Below are 18,564 nucleotides of genomic sequence, written 5' to 3'. Positions count from 1 at the left end.
TCCGCCCGGGTGGTGGAATGGCAGACACGGCCGCCTTAAAAGCGGCTGCCTCACAAGGCGTGCGGGTTCGAGACCCGCCCCGGGCACAGCAAAGGGATGCTCCACGTGGAGCATCCCTTTCGTCATTGTCACGACCGTCGTATCGTCATTTCCCGCTGGGAATCCGTATCTGACCATGGGTTCTCAGTCTGCTCACAGCGACCGTGGGCGACGGTTCGGGCGTTCACCCCGTACCCTTGAACAACAGGCATGGTGCCCTGACCTCTAAGGGAGGCTGGAAACAGTGAAGACATCGAACCCGGTGCTCTCGCGCCTCGGCCAGGCGGCTGAGCGGGAGCGGGCGGCCGGGTACGGGCCATACGGGCCGGCCGGGCAGCCGACGGGTTACGGTCAGCCGGGTTACGGCGAGCCCTACCCGACGGCGACAGGCTACCCCGCCTCTCCGCCTGCCGTTCGACCGATGACCATCGACGACGTCGTGGTCAAGACCGTCACACTGCTCGGACTCACCGGCATCTCCGCGGTGGTCGCGTGGAACGTCATTCCCGCCTCGGCGACCGGCGCGGCCTGGATCGGCGCCGCACTGGTCGGCCTCGTGCTGGGTCTGGTCATCTCGTTCATGCGGGTCGCGAACCCGGCGCTCGTCATCGCGTACGCGGTGATCGAGGGCGTGTTCGTCGGCATGGTGAGCAAGTACTTCCAGAACATCCTGGGTTACGACGGGATCGTTCTCCAGGCGGTGGTCGCCACATTCGGCGTCTTCTTCCTGATGGCGATTCTGTACCGCGCCCGAGTAATCCGGGCCACGCCGAAGTTCACCCGCGCCATCATCTCGATCATGGCCGGCCTCTTCGCGATGATGCTGATCAACTTCGTGCTGGCGCTCTTCGGCGTCAACACGGGCCTGCGTGACAACGGTGCCATCGGCATCATCTTCAGCATCGTCTGCATCGTGGTCGCGTCGCTGAGCTTCATCCTGAACTTCAACGAGATCGAGGAGGGCGTGCGGATGGGTCTTCCGCAGCGCTACTCCTGGACCGCCGCGTTCGGGATCCTGGTCGGCCTCGTCTGGCTCTACATCGAGATCCTGCGTCTGCTCAGTTTCCTGCAAGGCGGCGACGACTGACGGTTCGTCCGTCGTCCCCAGCAACGCCCGGCCCGCCTCCCCGCGGACCGGGCGTTGTCCCGTTCCGGGGTAATCTCTGGCTGATGTCTGACTTCGCCGCGTCGATCGATCGCCTGCTCAACCAGGTCCGTCACTGGGAGGAGCGCCGCTGGTCACTGCCGGCCGGCGCACTGGGCCAGACGCGCGCCCAGGTGGTCCACGGCCTGGCCAAGCAGTTGGCGGCGCTGGGCGCCGAGGCGGAAAAGGTTCCGGCCCACGAGCTGCCCCCCGTCCACGACTTGGTCCTGCCCGACCAGCTCCGGGTCCTGGCGACCGACATCCTGGCGGCAGGCCCCCCGCCCGAGCTGCTGACCCGAGCAACCAACGCGGTGAACAAAACCAGCCAAACCCTGAAATAGCTCGCGCCCGAAACGCGTGAGGACGGCCCTCGCTCGCGGATCTTGTGAGCTTGCGCCGCCACTCCAGCCACAACCTCACAAGATCAGGCGGAGAGAGCCCCCGGCCTGCCCATCCACGACTTGGTCCTGCCTGATCAGTTTCGGGTCCTGGCGACCGACATCCTGGCGGCAGGCCCGCCGCCCGAGCTGCTGACCCGAGCGGCCAACGCGGTGCGCAAAACCAGCCAAACCCTGAAATAGCGCGCGCCCGAAACGCGTGAGGACGGCCCTCGCTCGCGGATCTTGTGAGCTTTCGCCGCCATTGGAGCCAAAAGCTCACAAGATCCGGGGCGGGGCGGGGCGGGTCGGCTCGGGTCGGGAGCGCTCGGTTCGCCGTCCGCCCGGGTCGACTTCGGGGGTGGTTAGTGGGGTAGGGGGATGTTCAGGGTGGTTAGGCCGTTTACCTGGGTGAAGCCGGCTGCTGCGTAGAGCTTCAGCGCCGGGATGTTGTCGCTCTCGGTTCGCAGGGAGACGCGTAACGCGCCCGCCGACGCCGCGCGATCCACGATGTGGTTCAGCAGGGATTGGGCGACGCCCGCTCGGCGGGACTCGGGCTTTACGAACAGATCCTGTACGAACCACAGCACGCCCAAGCGCAGCGACGCCGGTTGGATCGCGCTGGTGATCAAGCCGACGGGCCGAACCCCGGAGCGGCCCGCCTCGGACTGGCCCGCCTCGGACTGGCCCGCCTCGGACTGGCCAGCCTCGGACTGGATCGCCGCGGACAGGCTCAGGCGGCCGGTGGTGAGCTGGTCCGACAGCCAGTCCTGGGTTCGGGCAGGGGAGGACGGCTGGCCGTAATGGACCCGGTAATCGTCGAAGAGTTCTGCGGCCGGCTTGAACGCGTCGTGGCCGGGGTTCACCTCAATGATCTCCACGTGCGAAATCCTATGAGGACAGGCTGGTTACGAGCAGCCCGGAATGTCGGTTCGGCGCATGAGGTTCCTTTCGTTCATCGCCTGAGAACCGTACGAAATCCGGGGTATCGGGCGGCATACGTCGGCTGACGTAACTGCCGGTCAGAAGCCTGTCAGAGGTCCCGGATCCGATCACGGAGCTGGCTGCGCGCCGTCACGCCCAGTTTCGGGAAGGCGTTGTAGAGGTGCGTCGACACGGTTCGTGGTGACAGGAACAGGGATGCGCCGATCTCGCGGTTCGTCATGCCGGCGGCGGCCAGCCGGACCACCTCGCGTTCCTGGCCGGTCAGCTCGGTCCACGCGGCCGGCTGGGGAGCGGCCGTCGCGCCGCCGGCCGCGCGCAGCTCGGTGGCGGCCAGTTCGGCCCACGGCCGGGTGTCGAGACGTTCGAAGCCGGCGAGCGCGGCCTGCAGCTCGGTACGCGCATCGGTGGGCCGCTGCCGGCGACGAAGCCAGCCGCCGTACTCCAGGTGGGCCCTGGACAGCTCGAACGGCCACTGTGCGGCCTCGGGGGCGGTCGTCGCGTAGCGGTGGAAGGGTTCCGCCTCGTCGCCGGCGAGCAGCGCGCGGGACCGGGCCAGCTGGAGGCGGAGCCGGAGGCTGGCGGTGGACAGACGGTCACCGGCGAGAGCGACGACGGGCCGGAGCTCGTCGAGCAGCCCGGCCCGGACCCCGGTCGAGACGTAGTGCGCCAGCTCGCGGTACGAGATGTGCGTGTGCGCCGGCTCGCCGCACTCGCCGAAAAGTGACCGCAGCGCCTCCCAGGCGCCCTGGGCGTCACGTTCGGCGAAGGCCAGGTACGAGCGGGTGACCTGGAGATTCCTCTCCACCGACACGAACTCGCCGATCTCCAGGTCGCGCAGGATCCGGTCGGCCATGCCCCGGGCCGCGCCGGCCTGACCGCGCAGCGCGGCGACCCGGGCGCGCAGTTCCAGGCCGTGCTCGACGGCGTACGGGTGACGGCCGGCGGCGGCGATCTCGGCGAGCATCCGGCCGGCCTGATCGCCGGCGTCGTAGTCGCCGACGTCGATGTGGATCTGGGCGATGGTCATCAGGGAGTTGACGGTTTTCGCCGGGGAGTCGGCCCGGCGCAGCTCGATCGAGCGGCCGAGCCGGGTCAGCGCCGTTTCGGACTCGTCCAGGATCCAGGCCGCCGCGCCGAGGATCATCTCGTGCTCGGCCGTCATGCTGGCCGGGAAGTCCGGAACCGGTGCGGTCCGCACCAGCTCGATGATGTCGGCGGGCCGGACCAGCGGGTCTACCAGGGCGCGGACCCAGGCGCGGCAGGCGACGGTGATCTCCGGGTAGCTGTCGGACCGGTGGCCGGCCGTCTCGTAGCGGTCCAGCCATTCGCGCAGCTCGTGGACGCCGGAGCCGCTGCGGAAGGTGAGTACCGCGAGGGTGGTCAGTGACGCCCAGCCCCAGTGCTCGTCGTGGTCCAGCAGCTGTTCCAGCGCCTCGCGGAGAACCCGGCGTGCCTCGTGCTGCCGGGACGTCTGTGCCATGGCGTACGCCATCGTGTGGCCGGCGAGCGCCCGGGTCGACGGATCGGCGGCGCGGTCCCGGAGCGGCCTGGCCAGCTCGATGGCCCACGTGAAGAGCCCGCCGGCCGAGGCCGTCACGACCGCCTGCAGCGAGCGTCTTTCCCGGGGGCCGGAGTCGGGGCTGAGATCGGCGGCTTTGACGTACGCGCCGGCCGCCTCGGTGTTCGCCCCACGCTGGTACGCCCGGTCGGCGATCTCCTCCAGTGCCGCGGCGACCTCCTCGTCCGCGACGATCGTCGCCTCGGCGAGGTGCCGGACCCGCCGTTCGGGGTCGTCGACGTGGGCTGCCGCGAGCCGCCGGTGTGCGCGGGTGCGTTCCTCGGTGGTGGCGATGGAGTGCGCGGCGGCGCGGGCGAGGGGATGCCGGAACGAGACGGTACGCCCGGTGACCGACACCAGCCCGGCGATCTCGGCCGGGGCCAGCCGGGCGAGCAGGACGTCGGGTTCCTCGATCCGGCTGAGCACCCGCAGGTCGCCGTCGCCGGCCGCGGCCAGCAGCAGCGTTTCCCTGGTCGGCGCGGGCAACGCGGTCAGCCGCTGGGCGAAGGCGAGCTCGACACTGGACGGCAGCGTGTCGCCGGCCGCGACCGCGCGGCCCAGCTCCAGCAGGGCGAGCGGGTTGCCGGCCGCCTTCTCCAGGACCTTCGCCGAGGCGGCCCGGTCCAGGGTGAGGCCGGCCTCGCGGAGCAGCCGGGTGGCGTCGGGTTCGCCGAGTGGGGAGAGGCGTACGGCGGGAATGCGGGTCAGATGTTCCGGGACTTCGCCGTCGCGGGCGGCGGCCAGGATGGAGACGCCGAGGCCGGACAGCCGGCGCGCCAGGTAACCGATCACGGAGAGCGAGCTGTCGTCACCCCAGTGGGCGTCGTCGACGATCAGCAGCGCCGGGGTGACCGATTCCAACCAGGACAGCACGTCCAGTCGCAGGCGTAACGGATCCGGCGGAAAAGGTGCGGCTACCCGGTCCAGCAGGTCGGCGGGGCCGCGTGCCGACGAGATCAGGTCGGCCAGAAGTCCGAAAGGGATCTGCTGGTCACCGGGCGCGCAGGTCGCGGTGAGAACGAGCGGGCTGTCGAAAGCCACGGCCGTGAGGACCGAGGTCTTGCCGGCGCCGGGCAGACCGACGACCACGGCGGCCGGGATGTCGGCCGCGAGCAGCCGCCGGACCTCGCCGAGTTCACGGTTACGTCCGAGCAGGCTGGCGGGCACGGAGATCACCCTAGGTGACCACGAGCACTGATAGGAAAAGAGCGAGACCGATCACTCAGGTCGCCCGGTGCGGAGAGCGAAGCGAATCCGCACCGGGCCCTCGGCGGGAGCGACGGTCTGTACCCACCACCCCGCTGCGACCTGAATTTGATCTTGATTTTTACAGGCGCTCGATGACCAGCGCCATACCCTGGCCGCCGCCGACGCACATCGTCTCGAGGCCGATGGTCTTGTCGTGGAAGTCGAGGGAGTTGAGCAGGGTGCCGGTGATGCGGGCGCCGGTCATGCCGAAGGGGTGACCGACAGCGATCGCGCCACCGTTGACGTTGAGCTTGTCCAGCGGGATGCCGAGGTCCTTGTACGACGGGATGACCTGGGCTGCGAACGCCTCGTTGATCTCGAAGAGGTCGACGTCGCCGACGGTCAGGCCGGCGCGCTTGAGTGCCTGCTTGGAGGCCTCGACCGGGCCGAGGCCCATGATCTCCGGGGAGAGCGCGGTGACGCCGGTGGAGAGGATCCGGGCGAGCGGGGTGATGCCGAGCTCGCGGGCCTTCGTGTCGCTCATGATGACGAGCGCGGCGGCGCCGTCGTTGAGCGGGCAGCAGTTGCCGGCGGTGACCCGGCCGTCCGGGCGGAAAACCGGCTTGAGCTGCGAGACCGCGTCGATGGTGACGCCGGCGCGGGGGCCGTCGTCCTTCGACACGACGGTGCCGTCGGGCAGGGTGACCGGGGTGATCTCGCGGTCCCAGAAGCCGTTGGCGATGGCCTTCTCGGCGAGGTTCTGGCTGCGTACGCCGAACTCGTCCATCTCCTCGCGGGTGACGTTCTTGATCTGCGCGAGGTTCTCAGCGGTGTAACCCATGCCGATGTAGATGTCCGGAACCGCGCCGTCCTCACGCGGGTCGTGCCAGGTCTGGCCACTCTGGGCGGAGCCGACCGTGCGGGCCTGGGCCGCGTCGAAGAACGGGTTGGTCCAGGGGCCCACTGCTTTTTGAAGCTCGGACGGCAGCCCGTCGGAGGAACCGCGCGCGAAACGGGACACCGTCTCCACGCCGGCCGAGATGAAGATGTCACCCTCGCCGGCCTTGATCGCGTGGAATGCCATCCGGGTGGTCTGCAACGACGACGAGCAGTAACGGGTGATGGTCGCGCCCGGCAGGCCGTCCAGGCCCAGCTTGGTGGCGACCACGCGGCCCATGTTGAAGCCCTGTTCGCCGCCGGGGAGACCGCAGCCGAGGTAGAGATCCTCGATCAGCGTGCGGTCCAGCTGCGGCACCTTGTTCAGCGCGGCGTCGACGATCGTCGTGGCGAGATCGTCGGGTCGCAGATCCTTCAGAGAGCCCTTGTGGGCGCGGCCGATGGGGGAGCGGGCAGTGGCAACGATGACAGCTTCCGGCATGCCGGACAGTTTACTCGCCGGTAACATGGTCGGAAGTGCGAATTTGTCACACGCCGGTCATCGCGGCTTTGGACACCGCGGGAAACAACGCGTGTGCCCACACCCGATAGCCGTCGGCGGACGGGTGAAAGCCGTCGTAACAGAGCGTCCCCGCGTCCGCGCGGAACACCGTGCCGGTCTCGACGGCCAGGTCGACCACCGTGCCACCGGCCTCGGTCACCGCGCGGGCCTGCGATTTCGCCATCCGGCGGCCGAACAGCCCGGCGATCTGCCGCAGCGGCGGCGCGATCGAGCGGACCGCGCCCAGGTCCGGGCAGGTGCCGACGACGACCTGCACACCGGCCGAGCGAAGACGCCGGACGGCCTGGCCCAGGTGGATCGCGGCGTCCTCGGGGGCACGGCCGGTCGTCGCGTCGTACGCCCCGATCAGCACGACCGCCACGTCCGGCCGGTCGTGGAGCAGCGCCCGGGCCACCTGGGTGGCGAGATCGCTGGACCGCGAACCGGCCACACCGACGCTGCTGAGCAGCACGTGCCGCGGCCCGGACTCCGGTGTGCCGTCGGCCAGCAGACGCGCCAGCTGGCCGCCGACCGTGTCGGACAGCCACTCCACGCCGACGCCGACCGCGGCCGAGTCGCCGAGCAGCACCAGCCGCAGCGGAGGCGCGGTCGCCGGGCCCATCGAGGTACGCAAGGCGAGGCCCATCGTGGGTTTGGCGTAACGGCGGGCTTTGGCCGCGAGCAGCTCACCGGCGATCAGGGCGGCACCGCCCACCGCGCCGGCCAACAGGCTCGTGGCCGCGGCCTTGCCTATTTGTCTTGGCAGACCAGCCATGTCACGCCTCCCTGCATCAGCCGACTTGATGATCCTCTGGCGTATACCCTACGGCCGGAACCGGGTTGACCGTGCCCGCCCTCGATCCGAACCAGTGGCGTGGCTCGCCGAACCATGGGTGCCGCCGCAGCTGCGCCCATCGCCCGGCCGGGCTGACCTCGGTGCCCGGCGCCCGGACCGCGGCGTCCGCGGCCTCGGGCAGTGTCCGCACGCTCTCCGCGACCGGAGTCCGCGCGTCCTCGCCGAGGGCGGCCATCACCGTCGGCATCATCACGGCCGCAGCTCGGGCGTACCCCTCGGCGGACGGGTGGAAACGGTCCGAGCTGTACATCCGCACCGGGTCCGCCTCGAACATCGGGCCGAGCAGGTTGCCGATCGAGACGGTCCGGCCGCCTTCGCGTACCACCGCGATGGTCTGCGCGGCGGCGAGCTGGCGGCTCCAGCGCCGGGCCAGCCAGCGCAGCGGCGGCTTGATCGGCTGGATGGCGCCGATGTCCGGGCAGGTGCCGACGACGACCTTGCAGCCGGCGTCGCGCAGCCGGCGCACCGTGTCACCCAGATGACGGACGGCCGAGTCGCGGGCCGAAGCGTGCGTCACGTCGTTCCCGCCGATCATGATGATGGCGAGCTCCGGTTCGTACTCCAGGGCGGCGTCCACCTGGTACGGCAGGCCGGACGACATCGAGCCGACGACGGCCAGCCGATGCAGGCGTACCGGGCGGTGCAGGCGGCGGGAGACACCTGTCGCGAACAGGGCGCCGGGGGTCTCCCGGGGCCGGTGCACGCCGTAACCGGCCGCCGACGAGTCGCCGAGGATCACCAGGTTCAGCGGTTTGCCGCCGAACTTCGCGCCGTACACGCCGTCGCCGCGCGGCGGGGGCGCCTCGGCCATCGGGATGATCCGGCGGGCTTCGGCGGCCTGGCGCATCAGCAGTCCGGCGGAGACGGCGGTGAGGCCGGCGAGCATGCCGGTCAGCTGCCCGGCGATCCGGCCGGCCAGCTTGATCCGACGCCAGTCGTCGGCGGTGAGGAAATTGATCGAGCTCATCGTTTCCCTCGCTTGTGGCTCGCAGGGAAGGGTTCGTGTTGGTCCATGATCGGCACCGAAAGTGGGTACTTGAGGCTAACTCGCGATGGCGAGAGGCAATCATGGCGTGCCCAAGTCATGCTGGAGTGGCGGAGAGGGGAACAAAGATGGCCAAGACGTTGAAACGTGCGGCGGCGTTCACTGCGCTCGCCCGTGCGCTGACCGCCGGTGCCCGTGGCGGACCGTCAGTCGGTCAGCGGCTCGGCGCGCTGCCCCGGATGTTCGGTGCGGTACGCCGGGGCGAGTACGACGGTGGCATGCGGCTGGCGCTGATGGCGGCCGCGACGGTCTATGTGGTGTCGCCGATCGACGCCGTCCCGGAGGCGTTCGTCTTCCTGTTCGGGCTGATCGACGACGCTGTCGCGGTCACCTGGCTCGCCGGGGCCGTGCTCGCCGAGACGGATCGCTTCCTGGAGTGGGAGCGGACCAACCCGCGCGTGGTCGTAAAGTGAACTGTGCGCTATTACGACAACGTCGTCGAGATCATCGGTAACACTCCGCTGGTCCGGCTGAACAGCGTGACCGAAGGCATCAGCGCCACCGTGCTGGCCAAGGTCGAGTACTTGAACCCCGGCGGCTCGGTCAAGGACCGGATCGCGCTGCGGATGGTGGAGGACGCCGAGAAGGCGGGCCTCCTCAAACCCGGCGGCACGATCGTGGAACCGACCAGTGGCAACACCGGAGTCGGGCTGGCCCTCGTGGCACAGCTCCGGGGTTACAAGTGCGTTTTCGTCTGCCCCGACAAGGTCAGCGAGGACAAGCAGAACGTCCTGCGGGCGTACGGCGCCGAAGTGGTGGTCTGCCCGACCGCCGTGGCGCCTGAGGACCCGCGTTCCTACTACAACGTGTCCGACCAGCTGACCCGGGACATTCCCGGCGCCTGGAAACCGGATCAGTACAGCAACCCGGCGAACCCCCGCTCGCACTACGAGCAGACCGGGCCGGAGCTCTGGGAGCAGACCGGCGGCAAGATCACCCACTTCGTGGCGGGTGTCGGCACCGGCGGCACGATCACCGGTGTCGGGCGATACCTCAAGGAGCAGGGCGACGTCCGCGTCGTCGGCGCCGACCCGGAAGGCTCCGTCTACTCCGGCGGGACCGGCCGGCCGTACCTTGTGGAGGGCGTCGGCGAGGACTTCTGGCCGAGCGCGTACGACACGAGCGTCACGGACGAGGTCATCGAGGTCAGCGACTCGGACTCGTTCGAGATGACCCGCCGGCTGGCCCGCGAGGAGGGCCTGCTCGTCGGCGGCTCCTGCGGCATGGCCGTGGTGGCGGCGCTCGCGGTGGCCCGCAAGGCAGGACCGGACGACGTGGTCGTGGTGCTGCTGCCGGACGGTGGCCGCGGCTACCTCTCGAAGATCTTCAACGACAAGTGGATGGCGCGGTACGGCTTCCTGCACACGTCGTCGGAGACGCCGACCGTGGCGGACGCCCTCGCGGGCAAGGGCGCCGAGATCCCGCCGCTGATCCACGTGCACCCGACCGAGACGGTGCGCGACGCGATCGACTACATGCGGGAGTACGGCGTTTCGCAGCTCCCGGTACTGAAAGCCGAACCGCCCGTCGTGACCGGCGAGGTGGCCGGCTCGATCTCGGAGAAGGCGCTTCTGGACGCGCTCTTCACCGGCCAGGCCCACCTGCACGACACGATCGAACGCCACATGGGCGAGTCGCTGCCGATGATCGGTGGCGGCGAGCCGGTCGCCGAGGCGGTCGGTCTGCTGGAGAAATCCGACGCCGCGATGGTTCTGGTGGACGGCAAGCCCGCCGGGGTTCTCACCCGCCAGGACCTGCTGGCTCATCTGTCCTGAGTGGTCTTGTCGCAGTCGCTGCGGGCCCTTTTCCGGGCCCGCAGCGACTTTTTTGTGTCTTCCGGACATGGATCGTCACGGATAGTCGCCGCAATCGCACACACAGTCCGACCAGCAGATGGTCCGCTGCGGTTGTATGTGTCGTGACGGAGCTATGAACCACACCCGGATGAAGGGGCAGGGGATGGTCGACGTCGACGAGGCGGCGCCCGCCGAAATCGTGGACCGCCTGTTATGGCGGGACGCGCAACAGACGCTAGGTCGCCACATGGCGTCCACTGTGGATGACACATGCGTCTGGTGCGGCTGGCGTTGGCCCTGCTCGGCACGCCGTCTCGCGGAACGCGCCGACGCCGCGGCCAGAAGGCCATGGCGCGAAGCGTGGACCCTGCGACACGACGTGAACAGCATGCGTTCCCTGCCAGGCCGCGGACTCGAGGACAACGTCCCCGGTTCGCACCGCTATAGGAGGTAACCCGACAACTTGGACGTCGCCGAAAAAGCTTGACCGTCCCCCGGCAAGCAACGGCTTCCCGGCCCGGCCGACGTCAACCGGCGGTGACGCCGGGGCGCCCCGCCAGCGCTCCGGCATCCCGCGCCCAAGCCCGCCCAATGAACCGGCTCGGAAGGATCAGCACGCCTCCGCTGATCCGCGCCTCCGGCCAGGCGCACCCGGTTCGGGCGGGGCGGTGGGCGGGAGCACGTGATCACAGGTTCCCCCGCATTCATAGGTCACGTGCTCCCGCACATTCTTCCTTTGCTTTGGTACGCCCAACGAGGCCGCCCAACCGCAGCCGACACGTCCCGTGCTTCCGAGCCCCTGACGCCCCTCCCGCCGGCGCGTCCCGCCACCGGCCCCGGCGCCCCCTCACGCTCCAGGCGTGTCCCTCACGCGAGAGCGCTCCGCTGCCGGCCCGGGCGTTCCCTCACGCTCTAGGCGTGTCCCTCACGCGCGTCGCACCGTGCCGCGTTGTATCGCGTCGTGTCGCACCGCGTCATGCCGCACCCATTCGCAGGGCAGCCGGGCAGCCGGGCCGTGTCGAGTTTGGGTGCGTATCGAACCTGAAGTCGACACGCTTGCTTGGCTCGCGTGGATCTTGTGCGGTTCGGCCGTCCGATCGACCACAAACGCACGAGTTTCCGGCACGGCCGCCCGTGGCGTGTCGACTACTGGTGCCTTACGAGCGCCCTGGTCACGCGCTGCCACCACACCGCGTTACCTCGTTGCCCTCCAGGACCCACAGGACCGTGCGCGGCCCGGCCTAAGCCGACCGCCGACCCCTCACTGTCGGACGAAGTCCTCGCCCAGCAGGTCCCTCAATCGGGCCAGCGCCCGCATGCTCTGCATCTTCACCACCGAGACGGAGACGTCCAGAATCTCGGCGACCTTCTCGACGCTCTGATCCTCCCAGTGCCGCAGCACCACGATGGCCTGGTCCCGTACCGGCAGCGTGGACAACGCACGCATCAACGTGACATGCAGTTCCGCGCTCTCCTCCGCCGGGTGGCCGGGGCGCTCCGGCAGGTCGGCGGAGACCACCTCGCCGCTGCTGCGCCGCTTGCGCTGGTCGAAGACCGCGTTCATCAGCACCCGGCGGCTGTACGCCTCCAAGTCGGCGGTGCCCCAGATCCGGCCCCAGGACGCGTACATCCGGGCCAGCGTCAGCTGAGTCAGATCCTGGGCCAGGTGCCAGTCCCGGCACATCAGGTACGCGGTACGCCGCAGCCGTGGTGTCGCGGCGGCCACAAACGCGGCGAAGTCATCGTCGCGCACAGCCCGCTCCGACCGCCTCATCAGCACACCCCGCTCCGGCCGCTTCACGGGCACACCCCGCTCCGGCCGCTTCACCGGCACACCCCGCCGGAGATGTATTCGACGCCGGTGCGCTCGGCGTACTTCGCGACGAATTCCGAGAACCGGGCCGGCTCGACCAGCTTGAGCCGGAACGAGCTGGGCAACGACGTCTCGTCGATGGCTTCGACGAACTCCGGGCTGTCGCGCCACAGGTCCTTGAATCTTTCGTACGCCTGCTCCGGGCTGTCGTAGGTCATCTCCCGGACGAGCGCGTCGGAGCCCAGCGACCCGGCGAGGGCCGAGCGTTGCGGATCGGTGATGTCCGGCCGCAGAGAGATCCAGACATCGGTCGGGTCGCCAGGTGCCGGCAGGGTGCACTGCGGCTCGGCCTGCGCGATCAACGCCAGTGTCGCGGCCGGCGCCTGCGCTGCCAGACCGGCCGGCGTCGCCGCGGGGTTGAACGCCGGGGCGTGATTCAGCGCCGGGATAAAACTGACCGCCACGACGGCGACAACGGCCGCCGCCACCGACCCGCCGATCACCAGGCCGCGACGCCGGCGGCGGATCCCCCTGCCCTGAGCCATCGTCTGCTGAGCGAAATCACCGTCCGGGAACAGCGGCTCGTCGTCGAGCGCCCGATCGAACAGTTCCCTCAAATGCTCCGGCACGACCCGCTCCCGTCATCGACGACTCTCTCCCCCTGAAAGACAGGCTGGGGACAGCAATCGGTCACATGGCAAGTCCACGCCCCACATTTCACGCCACCGGTCGAAAAGAATCGACATGTCCTGACATCCCGCTCACACTCTTACCGAGGAGAGCGGGAGGTCATCATGTCGCCCCGATTTCACAACGAGGACGAGCGAGCCGCCTGGGAACTGGCCGAGTTCATGATCCAGCAGGCTCGCTCGATGATGCGCGAGGCCGAGAAGTCGCTGGAGAGCTGGAAACTCGGCAAGGAGATGAACCGGCAGCGCTGCGCGCGCCGCGGGATCAATCAGACCGATGCCGAGATCCGCTGGGCAGCTTCGTCGAGCGCGAAGAACGCGATCACCAACAACAATTTCCACGTGTCGCTGGCAACCATGTATTACGGCGCGGCAACCGCGAACTACGCGCGAGCGGAGTATTTCCGCAACCAGCGCTGACGACTCACTCGTCGGGGGAGTCGGGCGTCTCGTGCTCCGCCACCGGGCCGGGCTGCGGGCGGGGCGAGTCGGCCTGAGCCGGCGACGCGGGGATGGTAAGTGCCAGGCCGAGGACGGTGCCGGCACCGATCAGGCGCAGACCGGCAAGGGACGCGGACAGCGAGACGGGGCGACGCTCGGGCTTCTCCATACAACACTCCAATCAAGCCGGATTTCCCACGATGACATTCGAACCTGAGACCTGACTGTGTCAGGGGCCCGCAACGGGGCACCATTAACGCGTGGAGATCGCCACCGAGACCGAACGCAAGTACGACGTCCCTGCGACATTCGAACTTCCGCAGCTGACCGGGGTGGCCGGCATCACCGGCGTGGACGGCACCGAGATACATGATCTCGACGCCACCTATTTCGACACCGACGACCTCCGGTTGATGAGAAATCGCCGGACACTTCGGCGCCGAGCCGGGGGCAACGACGCCGGCTGGCATCTGAAGACGCCAGGGGACGGCACCGGGCGTACCGAACACCGGATTTCCGGGCACGAGGGTGACGCCGTTCCCGACGAGCTCGTCAGCATCGTGCGCGGGCTGGTCCGCCGCGCGCCGCTGGCCCCGGTGTGCCGCCTGCGCACGCACCGGGTGGAGACGCCACTGCGTGACGGCGAGGGCCGCACCCTCGCGCTGATCGCACAGGACCAGGTGCACGCCGAGTCCGAGGGCCAGGAAAGCGCCTGGCAGGAGATCGAGGTCGAGCTGGTCGACGGTGACGCCGCCGTCCTCGACGCCGTTGAGCAGGCCCTTCTCGCTGCAGGCGCCACCCTCGCCGCAGGCCCGTCCAAGGTCTCCCGCGCGCTGGCCGAGAGGCTGACCGAGGCCAAGGAGAAGGCCAAGGTCAAAACCAAGGTCAACCCCGTCCTTCGGTACGCACGAGAGCAACGCGACGCCATCCTTGAGTACGACCCACCGGCCCGCCGTGGCGACGCCGAGGGTGTGCACAAGATGCGCGTGGCGACCAGGCGGCTCCGCAGCACGCTGAAGACGTACAAACGCTGGTTTCCTGAAGAGGGACCGGCGACCAGTGACGAGCTGCGCTGGCTGGCCGGGATGCTGGGTGCGGTCCGCGACCCGCAGGTGCTGGAGGGCAAGCTGCTCGCCGGTGTCGAGGAGTCCGGGCCGGAGTTCGAGCCGGCCGCCCAGCGGATCCGCGCCGCCCTGGAGCATCGGGTGGCGCAGGGCCTCGACGAGCTGGCCGAGGCGCTCGAGTCAGACCGCTACCTCGCTCTGCTGGACGCCATCGACACCCTGGCCGACCACCCGCGGCAGAACGGCGGCGACCCGGCCGAGCGCACCCGCAAGATCCTGCGCAAGGCCGACGAGGAGCTCGACGCGGCCACCAAGAGCGGTGTCGACGAGGAACTGCACGACGCCCGCAAGACCTACAAGAAGGCTCGATACGCCGTCGAGGTGATCCAACCGGAGCACGGCAAGCCAGCGAAACAGCTGGTGAAGGCGTTGACCGACCTGCAGGACGGCCTGGGCGCGCACCAGGACTCCACGATCGCCCGCCAGGTCCTGCACGAGATCGGCCCGGACAGCTTCTATTTCGGCGTGCTGTACGGCCGGCAGGAACAAGTGGGTAAGGAGACCTTGCGGGAGGTGCCCGCGCTGGTGCGGGCGTCACGGCGCAAGAAGGTGCGGCGTTGGCTGGCGAAGACATGACCACTGATGTTCATCCGGAACAGGTTGATCCCGAACAGGCCGGTCCCGAGCATGACGATCATGAGCATGCGGAGGAATCGATGACGCAGCCCTACGCGGGTCCGATCGCCGAACTGAGCGGTTACCGGGTGGTCGACGACGAGGACGACGACCCGCGTCTGATCAATGCGGACGGCACACCGATCGACACGTGGCGGGAGGACTACCCGTACGAAGAGCGGTTGCCCCGCCTGGACTACGACCATGACAAGCGGCTGCTGCAGATCGAGTTGCTGAAGCTGCAGAACTGGTGCAAGGACACCGGCGAACGCCTGGTGATCCTTTTCGAGGGGCGGGACGCGGCCGGCAAGGGCGGCACGATCAAGCGCTTCATGGAGCACCTGAACCCGCGCGGCTCCCGGGTGGTGGCCCTGGAGAAGCCGAACGAGAAGGAAAGCACCCAGTGGTACTACCAGCGGTACATCAAGCACCTGCCGTCCGCCGGTGAGATCGTGCTCTTCGATCGGTCCTGGTACAACCGGGCCGGCGTCGAGCGGGTGATGGGTTTCTGCACCCGAGCCGAGTACCTGGAGTTCATGCGGCAGACCCCGGAGCTGGAACGGATGCTCGTCCGGTCCGGGGTGAACCTGGTCAAGTTCTGGTTCTCGGTGACCCAGGGCGAGCAGCGGACCCGCTTCGCGATCCGCCAGGTCGACCCGGTCCGGCAGTGGAAGCTCTCCCCGATGGACCTGCAGTCCCTGGACAAGTGGGACGACTACACCGAGGCGAAAGAGGCGATGTTCTTCTACACGGACACCGCCGACGCACCGTGGACCGTGGTGAAGAGCAACGACAAGAAGCGCGCCCGGGTCGCCGCGATGCGGCACGTGCTCAACCGTTTCGACTACACCGGCAAGGACCCGGACATCGTCGGCCGCCCGGATCCGGAGATCGTCGGGCCCGCCTCGCTGGTCGTGGAGAGCACCGAAATGTCGCCTCGTGTATTCCCACGCCTCTAGTGATTTAAAAGCGTTGGCGGACGGCGCCGACCTTGGTTAACGTGACCGTACACGTGAAGGGAGGTGGTCCGAAGTTGTATAGCAACGGGACTCGTGAGGTGGCTGTCCGCTAGCCGCTGTCCTCGACAGCTTCGTCTTGAGAACGTCGAGACCGTGTGGCAACGGCCCGGCGAGTAACAGACAGCCATCCGACCCCCGGGGATCCGGCCTTGTCCGACCGGACCACGTTCGTTCGCGAGCGTGGAAGATCCCCCGGGGGTCGCCTAATTTCCGCCGGGGGTTCCGAGATGCGTGAACTACTCGTGCTCGGGACCGCCAGCCAGGTGCCGACACGGCACCGCAACCACAACGGATACCTCCTGCGCTGGGACGACGAGGTGATCCTCTTCGACCCGGGCGAGGGCACCCAGCGCCAGATGCTGATGGCCGGCCAGGCCGTCACCCCGCTCAAACGGATCTGCATCACGCACTTCCACGGCGATCACAGCCTCGGCCTGCCCGGCATCCTGCAGCGCGTCTCACTGGACCGGGTGCCGCATCCGGTCACGGTCCACTACCCGGCCGGCGGCCAGGAGTTCTACGACCGGCTCCGGCACGCCACGAGCTACTGGGACAACGCCGAGATCGTGCCGTCCCCGGTCTCTGCCGGCAGCGGCTCTGATGGCGACGCGGCCTTCGTCGCGGAGACCTCAGCGGGGCGCCTCACGGCGCTGCCACTTCGACATTCGATCGAGGCGTACGGGTACCGCCTGGCTGAACCGGATTCCCGGCGACTGCTACCCGCCCTGCTGGCCGAGCACGGCATCAGCGGCCCGGCGGTCGGAGAACTCCAGCGCGCGGGCCGGCTGGGCGAGGTCACGCTGGAACAGGTCAGCACGGTCCGGCCCGGGCAGAGCTTCGCCTTCATCATGGACACCGGCCTGTGCGACAACGTCTACGCACTGGCCGAGGACGTGGACATGCTGGTGATCGAGTCCACGTTCCTGGACGAGGACTCCGCGTTGGCAGCCCAGGTCGGCCACCTGACGGCTGGGCAAGCGGCTTCGGTGGCGCGCGAGTCACGCGTACGAAAGCTGGTTCTGACGCATTTCTCGCAGCGTTACCAGGACTCGACCCGGTTCCTGGACGAGGCGCGCAAGGAGTTCGACGGCCCGATCGTGATAGCCGAGGACCTGCTGCGCGTCCCACTTCCGCCGCGCCGTTCGTGAGCGCGCCGGGCGGGCCGTGCCGGTGGTGAGCGGGCGGGGCTGGCCGTGCCGGTGGTGAGCGGGCCGGGCTACGGTCGGCAGCATGACCGCGTCTCTGCGCCCGGCGACCGAAGCTGATCAGCCCGCCGTCGGCGCGCTGCACCATCGTTCCCGGGCATCCGCCTACGCCGACCTGGTCGACCCCGCCTCGTTCGAAGCCCGCGGCCCACAGATGATGTCCGACTACTGGGTGGAGCGTTACCGCTGGGAGCAGGACACCCACCGGATGACGATCGCCGAGGAGAACGGCGCCCTGATCGGCTTCAGCTACGTGGGCCCGAGCGAGACTCCCGGCGCGGCCGAGCTGTACGCCATCCACCTGGACCCGTCGAGGGTGGGCACCGGCGCCGGCCGCCTACTGATGATCCAGGCCCTGACCGACCTGAAATCCTTCGGCGAGAAGCGGGCCGTCCTGTGGGTCCTGGAGGGCAACGAGGTGGCGCGGCGCTTCTACGAACGCGGCGGCTGGAGCCCAGACGGCGTCTCCCGAGCCGACACGGTAAACGACCACCCGGTGACCCACCTCCGCTACTCACACCCCCTCTGATTCCGTCTGGAGCGTCAGCTGGTGCGGGCCACGCCGATCGGACAGGTACTGCTGGTGCTTGTCGTTCAGGTCTGAGGGCGCGTTATCCCTGCCGTAGTTCCTTTTGCCACTCGGCGAATCGTTGGCGCAGGATTCGGAGAGATTCCGTGTCGATGCCGTAGGGAGCGAATGCGGCCTCACTGATCTGGTCTGCCGCTCCCAGGACATCGGCGAAGGTCGCGCGATCGAAACCGGGATCGGCGGCCTCGATCAGTCGGAGGAGCTGATCGCTCGTGTAACGGCCGCTCGCGAGTACGGCATCGATGTCGAGGAAGTCGCGGGCGAGTGCACGGCCGTAGAGCGCTGCCATCTTGTTGCCGACGGCGTCGTCTGGGTGCAGGACGGGGCCGACGCTCAGTGTCACCGGTGGATGGGCGCGCCAGTCGGCTGCAAGCTCCATCTTCTGCGGTTCCGTGTTCGGTTCGTCGGGCCGGGACACCAGCAGCCGGGCGAAGGTGTCCGCCCGGGCGTCGACGTGGACCACGAATCCGTTGTTGGTCAGAGCCTGGATGACGAGATCAGCGGCGTCGGGGAAGTCGGCGCGGCGTTGCCAGTCGGTGAACAGGTCGACGTCACCGCTCGGCCGGGTACCCATACCGTGCTCCCGAACGGCATAGCCACCGGCGAGCGCGAGTCCGTAACCACCTCCGGCCGCGCGAAGGGCGATCTCGGCCAGCTCGCGGTGACGGGGATCCATACCGCCG

18 protein-coding genes and 1 tRNA gene are annotated in these 18,564 nt (G+C 68.9%); 10 read left to right on the top strand and 9 right to left on the bottom strand.

Going from position 1 to position 18,564, the window contains the following annotated elements; translation table 11 throughout:
• The first annotated feature begins 3 nt into the window (after positions 1–3).
• From B0I29_RS08670 to B0I29_RS08660, 3 genes are all read left to right on the top strand, one after another.
• A tRNA-Leu gene (locus B0I29_RS08670) sits at positions 4–86 on the top strand.
• Positions 87–283: 197 nt separating this feature from the next.
• Positions 284–1,126, top strand: a complete 843-nt coding sequence (locus B0I29_RS08665) for a Bax inhibitor-1/YccA family protein (protein WP_111648363.1) — start codon at positions 284–286, stop codon at positions 1,124–1,126.
• Positions 1,127–1,209: 83 nt separating this feature from the next.
• Entirely contained in the window at positions 1,210–1,524 is a 315-nt protein-coding gene (locus B0I29_RS08660) for a hypothetical protein (RefSeq protein ID WP_111648362.1), read from the top strand.
• A gap of 401 nt (positions 1,525–1,925) precedes the next feature.
• Here B0I29_RS08660 and B0I29_RS08655 read toward each other — a convergent pair whose 3' ends face one another.
• From B0I29_RS08655 to B0I29_RS08635, 5 genes are all read right to left on the bottom strand, one after another.
• Positions 1,926–2,441 (bottom strand): GNAT family N-acetyltransferase, encoded by a 516-nt coding sequence (locus B0I29_RS08655; RefSeq protein ID WP_181557736.1) that lies wholly within the window; start codon positions 2,439–2,441, stop codon positions 1,926–1,928.
• Positions 2,442–2,593: 152 nt separating this feature from the next.
• A complete protein-coding gene (locus B0I29_RS08650; protein ID WP_181557735.1) occupies positions 2,594–5,230 on the bottom strand; it encodes a helix-turn-helix transcriptional regulator in 2,637 nt (878 codons plus the stop codon).
• 160 nt (positions 5,231–5,390) lie between these two features.
• Positions 5,391–6,629 (bottom strand): acetyl-CoA C-acetyltransferase, encoded by a 1,239-nt coding sequence (locus B0I29_RS08645; protein WP_111648677.1) that lies wholly within the window; start codon positions 6,627–6,629, stop codon positions 5,391–5,393.
• Positions 6,630–6,675: 46 nt separating this feature from the next.
• Complete coding sequence (locus B0I29_RS08640) at positions 6,676–7,464, bottom strand: SGNH/GDSL hydrolase family protein (protein WP_111648359.1); 789 nt, start codon at positions 7,462–7,464, stop codon at positions 6,676–6,678.
• 16 nt (positions 7,465–7,480) lie between these two features.
• Positions 7,481–8,512: an SGNH/GDSL hydrolase family protein gene (locus B0I29_RS08635; protein ID WP_111648358.1), complete on the bottom strand. Its 1,032-nt coding sequence runs from the start codon at positions 8,510–8,512 to the stop codon at positions 7,481–7,483.
• A 146-nt stretch (positions 8,513–8,658) separates the two neighbouring features.
• On the opposite strand from B0I29_RS08635, the gene B0I29_RS08630 reads away from it, so the two are divergent.
• Both B0I29_RS08630 and B0I29_RS08625 read left to right on the top strand, forming a co-directional pair.
• Entirely contained in the window at positions 8,659–9,003 is a 345-nt protein-coding gene (locus B0I29_RS08630) for a YkvA family protein (protein ID WP_111648357.1), read from the top strand.
• A 3-nt stretch (positions 9,004–9,006) separates the two neighbouring features.
• Positions 9,007–10,365: a cystathionine beta-synthase gene (locus B0I29_RS08625; protein WP_111648356.1), complete on the top strand. Its 1,359-nt coding sequence runs from the start codon at positions 9,007–9,009 to the stop codon at positions 10,363–10,365.
• Between the two features lie 1,282 nt (positions 10,366–11,647).
• On the opposite strand, the gene B0I29_RS08615 is transcribed toward B0I29_RS08625, so the two are convergent.
• Together B0I29_RS08615 and B0I29_RS08610 are read right to left on the bottom strand one after the other, a co-directional pair.
• Complete coding sequence (locus B0I29_RS08615; protein WP_245972349.1) at positions 11,648–12,139, bottom strand: SigE family RNA polymerase sigma factor; 492 nt, start codon at positions 12,137–12,139, stop codon at positions 11,648–11,650.
• A gap of 71 nt (positions 12,140–12,210) precedes the next feature.
• Positions 12,211–12,828 carry a permease-like cell division protein FtsX gene (locus B0I29_RS08610; RefSeq protein WP_111648355.1) on the bottom strand — a complete coding sequence of 206 codons (618 nt, stop codon included), beginning with the start codon at positions 12,826–12,828 and terminating at the stop codon, positions 12,211–12,213.
• A 165-nt stretch (positions 12,829–12,993) separates the two neighbouring features.
• Between B0I29_RS08610 and B0I29_RS08605 the strand changes: the two genes are divergently transcribed.
• The gene (locus tag B0I29_RS08605) at positions 12,994–13,308 is read left to right on the top strand and encodes a hypothetical protein (RefSeq protein WP_111648354.1); all 315 of its coding nucleotides are present in this window, start codon (positions 12,994–12,996) and stop codon (positions 13,306–13,308) included.
• Between the two features lie 4 nt (positions 13,309–13,312).
• On the opposite strand, the gene B0I29_RS08600 is transcribed toward B0I29_RS08605, so the two are convergent.
• Complete coding sequence (locus B0I29_RS08600) at positions 13,313–13,498, bottom strand: hypothetical protein (protein ID WP_111648353.1); 186 nt, start codon at positions 13,496–13,498, stop codon at positions 13,313–13,315.
• Between the two features lie 91 nt (positions 13,499–13,589).
• Here B0I29_RS08600 and B0I29_RS08595 point away from each other — a divergent pair, with 91 nt between their 5' ends.
• The 4 genes from B0I29_RS08595 to B0I29_RS08580 all read left to right on the top strand — a co-directional run bounded on the left by B0I29_RS08595 (position 13,590) and on the right by B0I29_RS08580 (position 17,821).
• Entirely contained in the window at positions 13,590–15,029 is a 1,440-nt protein-coding gene (locus B0I29_RS08595; protein WP_111648352.1) for a CYTH and CHAD domain-containing protein, read from the top strand.
• An 80-nt stretch (positions 15,030–15,109) separates the two neighbouring features.
• Entirely contained in the window at positions 15,110–16,027 is a 918-nt protein-coding gene (gene ppk2, locus B0I29_RS08590; protein ID WP_245972347.1) for a polyphosphate kinase 2, read from the top strand.
• Between the two features lie 287 nt (positions 16,028–16,314).
• Positions 16,315–17,235 (top strand): ribonuclease Z, encoded by a 921-nt coding sequence (locus B0I29_RS08585; protein WP_111648350.1) that lies wholly within the window; start codon positions 16,315–16,317, stop codon positions 17,233–17,235.
• Positions 17,236–17,317: 82 nt separating this feature from the next.
• A complete protein-coding gene (locus B0I29_RS08580; RefSeq protein ID WP_111648349.1) occupies positions 17,318–17,821 on the top strand; it encodes a GNAT family N-acetyltransferase in 504 nt (167 codons plus the stop codon).
• 82 nt (positions 17,822–17,903) lie between these two features.
• Here B0I29_RS08580 and B0I29_RS08575 read toward each other — a convergent pair whose 3' ends face one another.
• Positions 17,904–18,557: a nucleotidyl transferase AbiEii/AbiGii toxin family protein gene (locus tag B0I29_RS08575; RefSeq protein WP_111648348.1), complete on the bottom strand. Its 654-nt coding sequence runs from the start codon at positions 18,555–18,557 to the stop codon at positions 17,904–17,906.
• Positions 18,558–18,564: the final 7 nt, after the last annotated feature.

Source organism: Actinoplanes lutulentus (genome assembly GCF_003259845.1).
Taxonomy (GTDB): domain Bacteria; phylum Actinomycetota; class Actinomycetes; order Mycobacteriales; family Micromonosporaceae; genus Actinoplanes; species Actinoplanes lutulentus.
The sequence above is the reverse complement of the archived record's forward strand: the minus strand, read 5'-3'. Positions and strand labels throughout refer to the sequence as shown.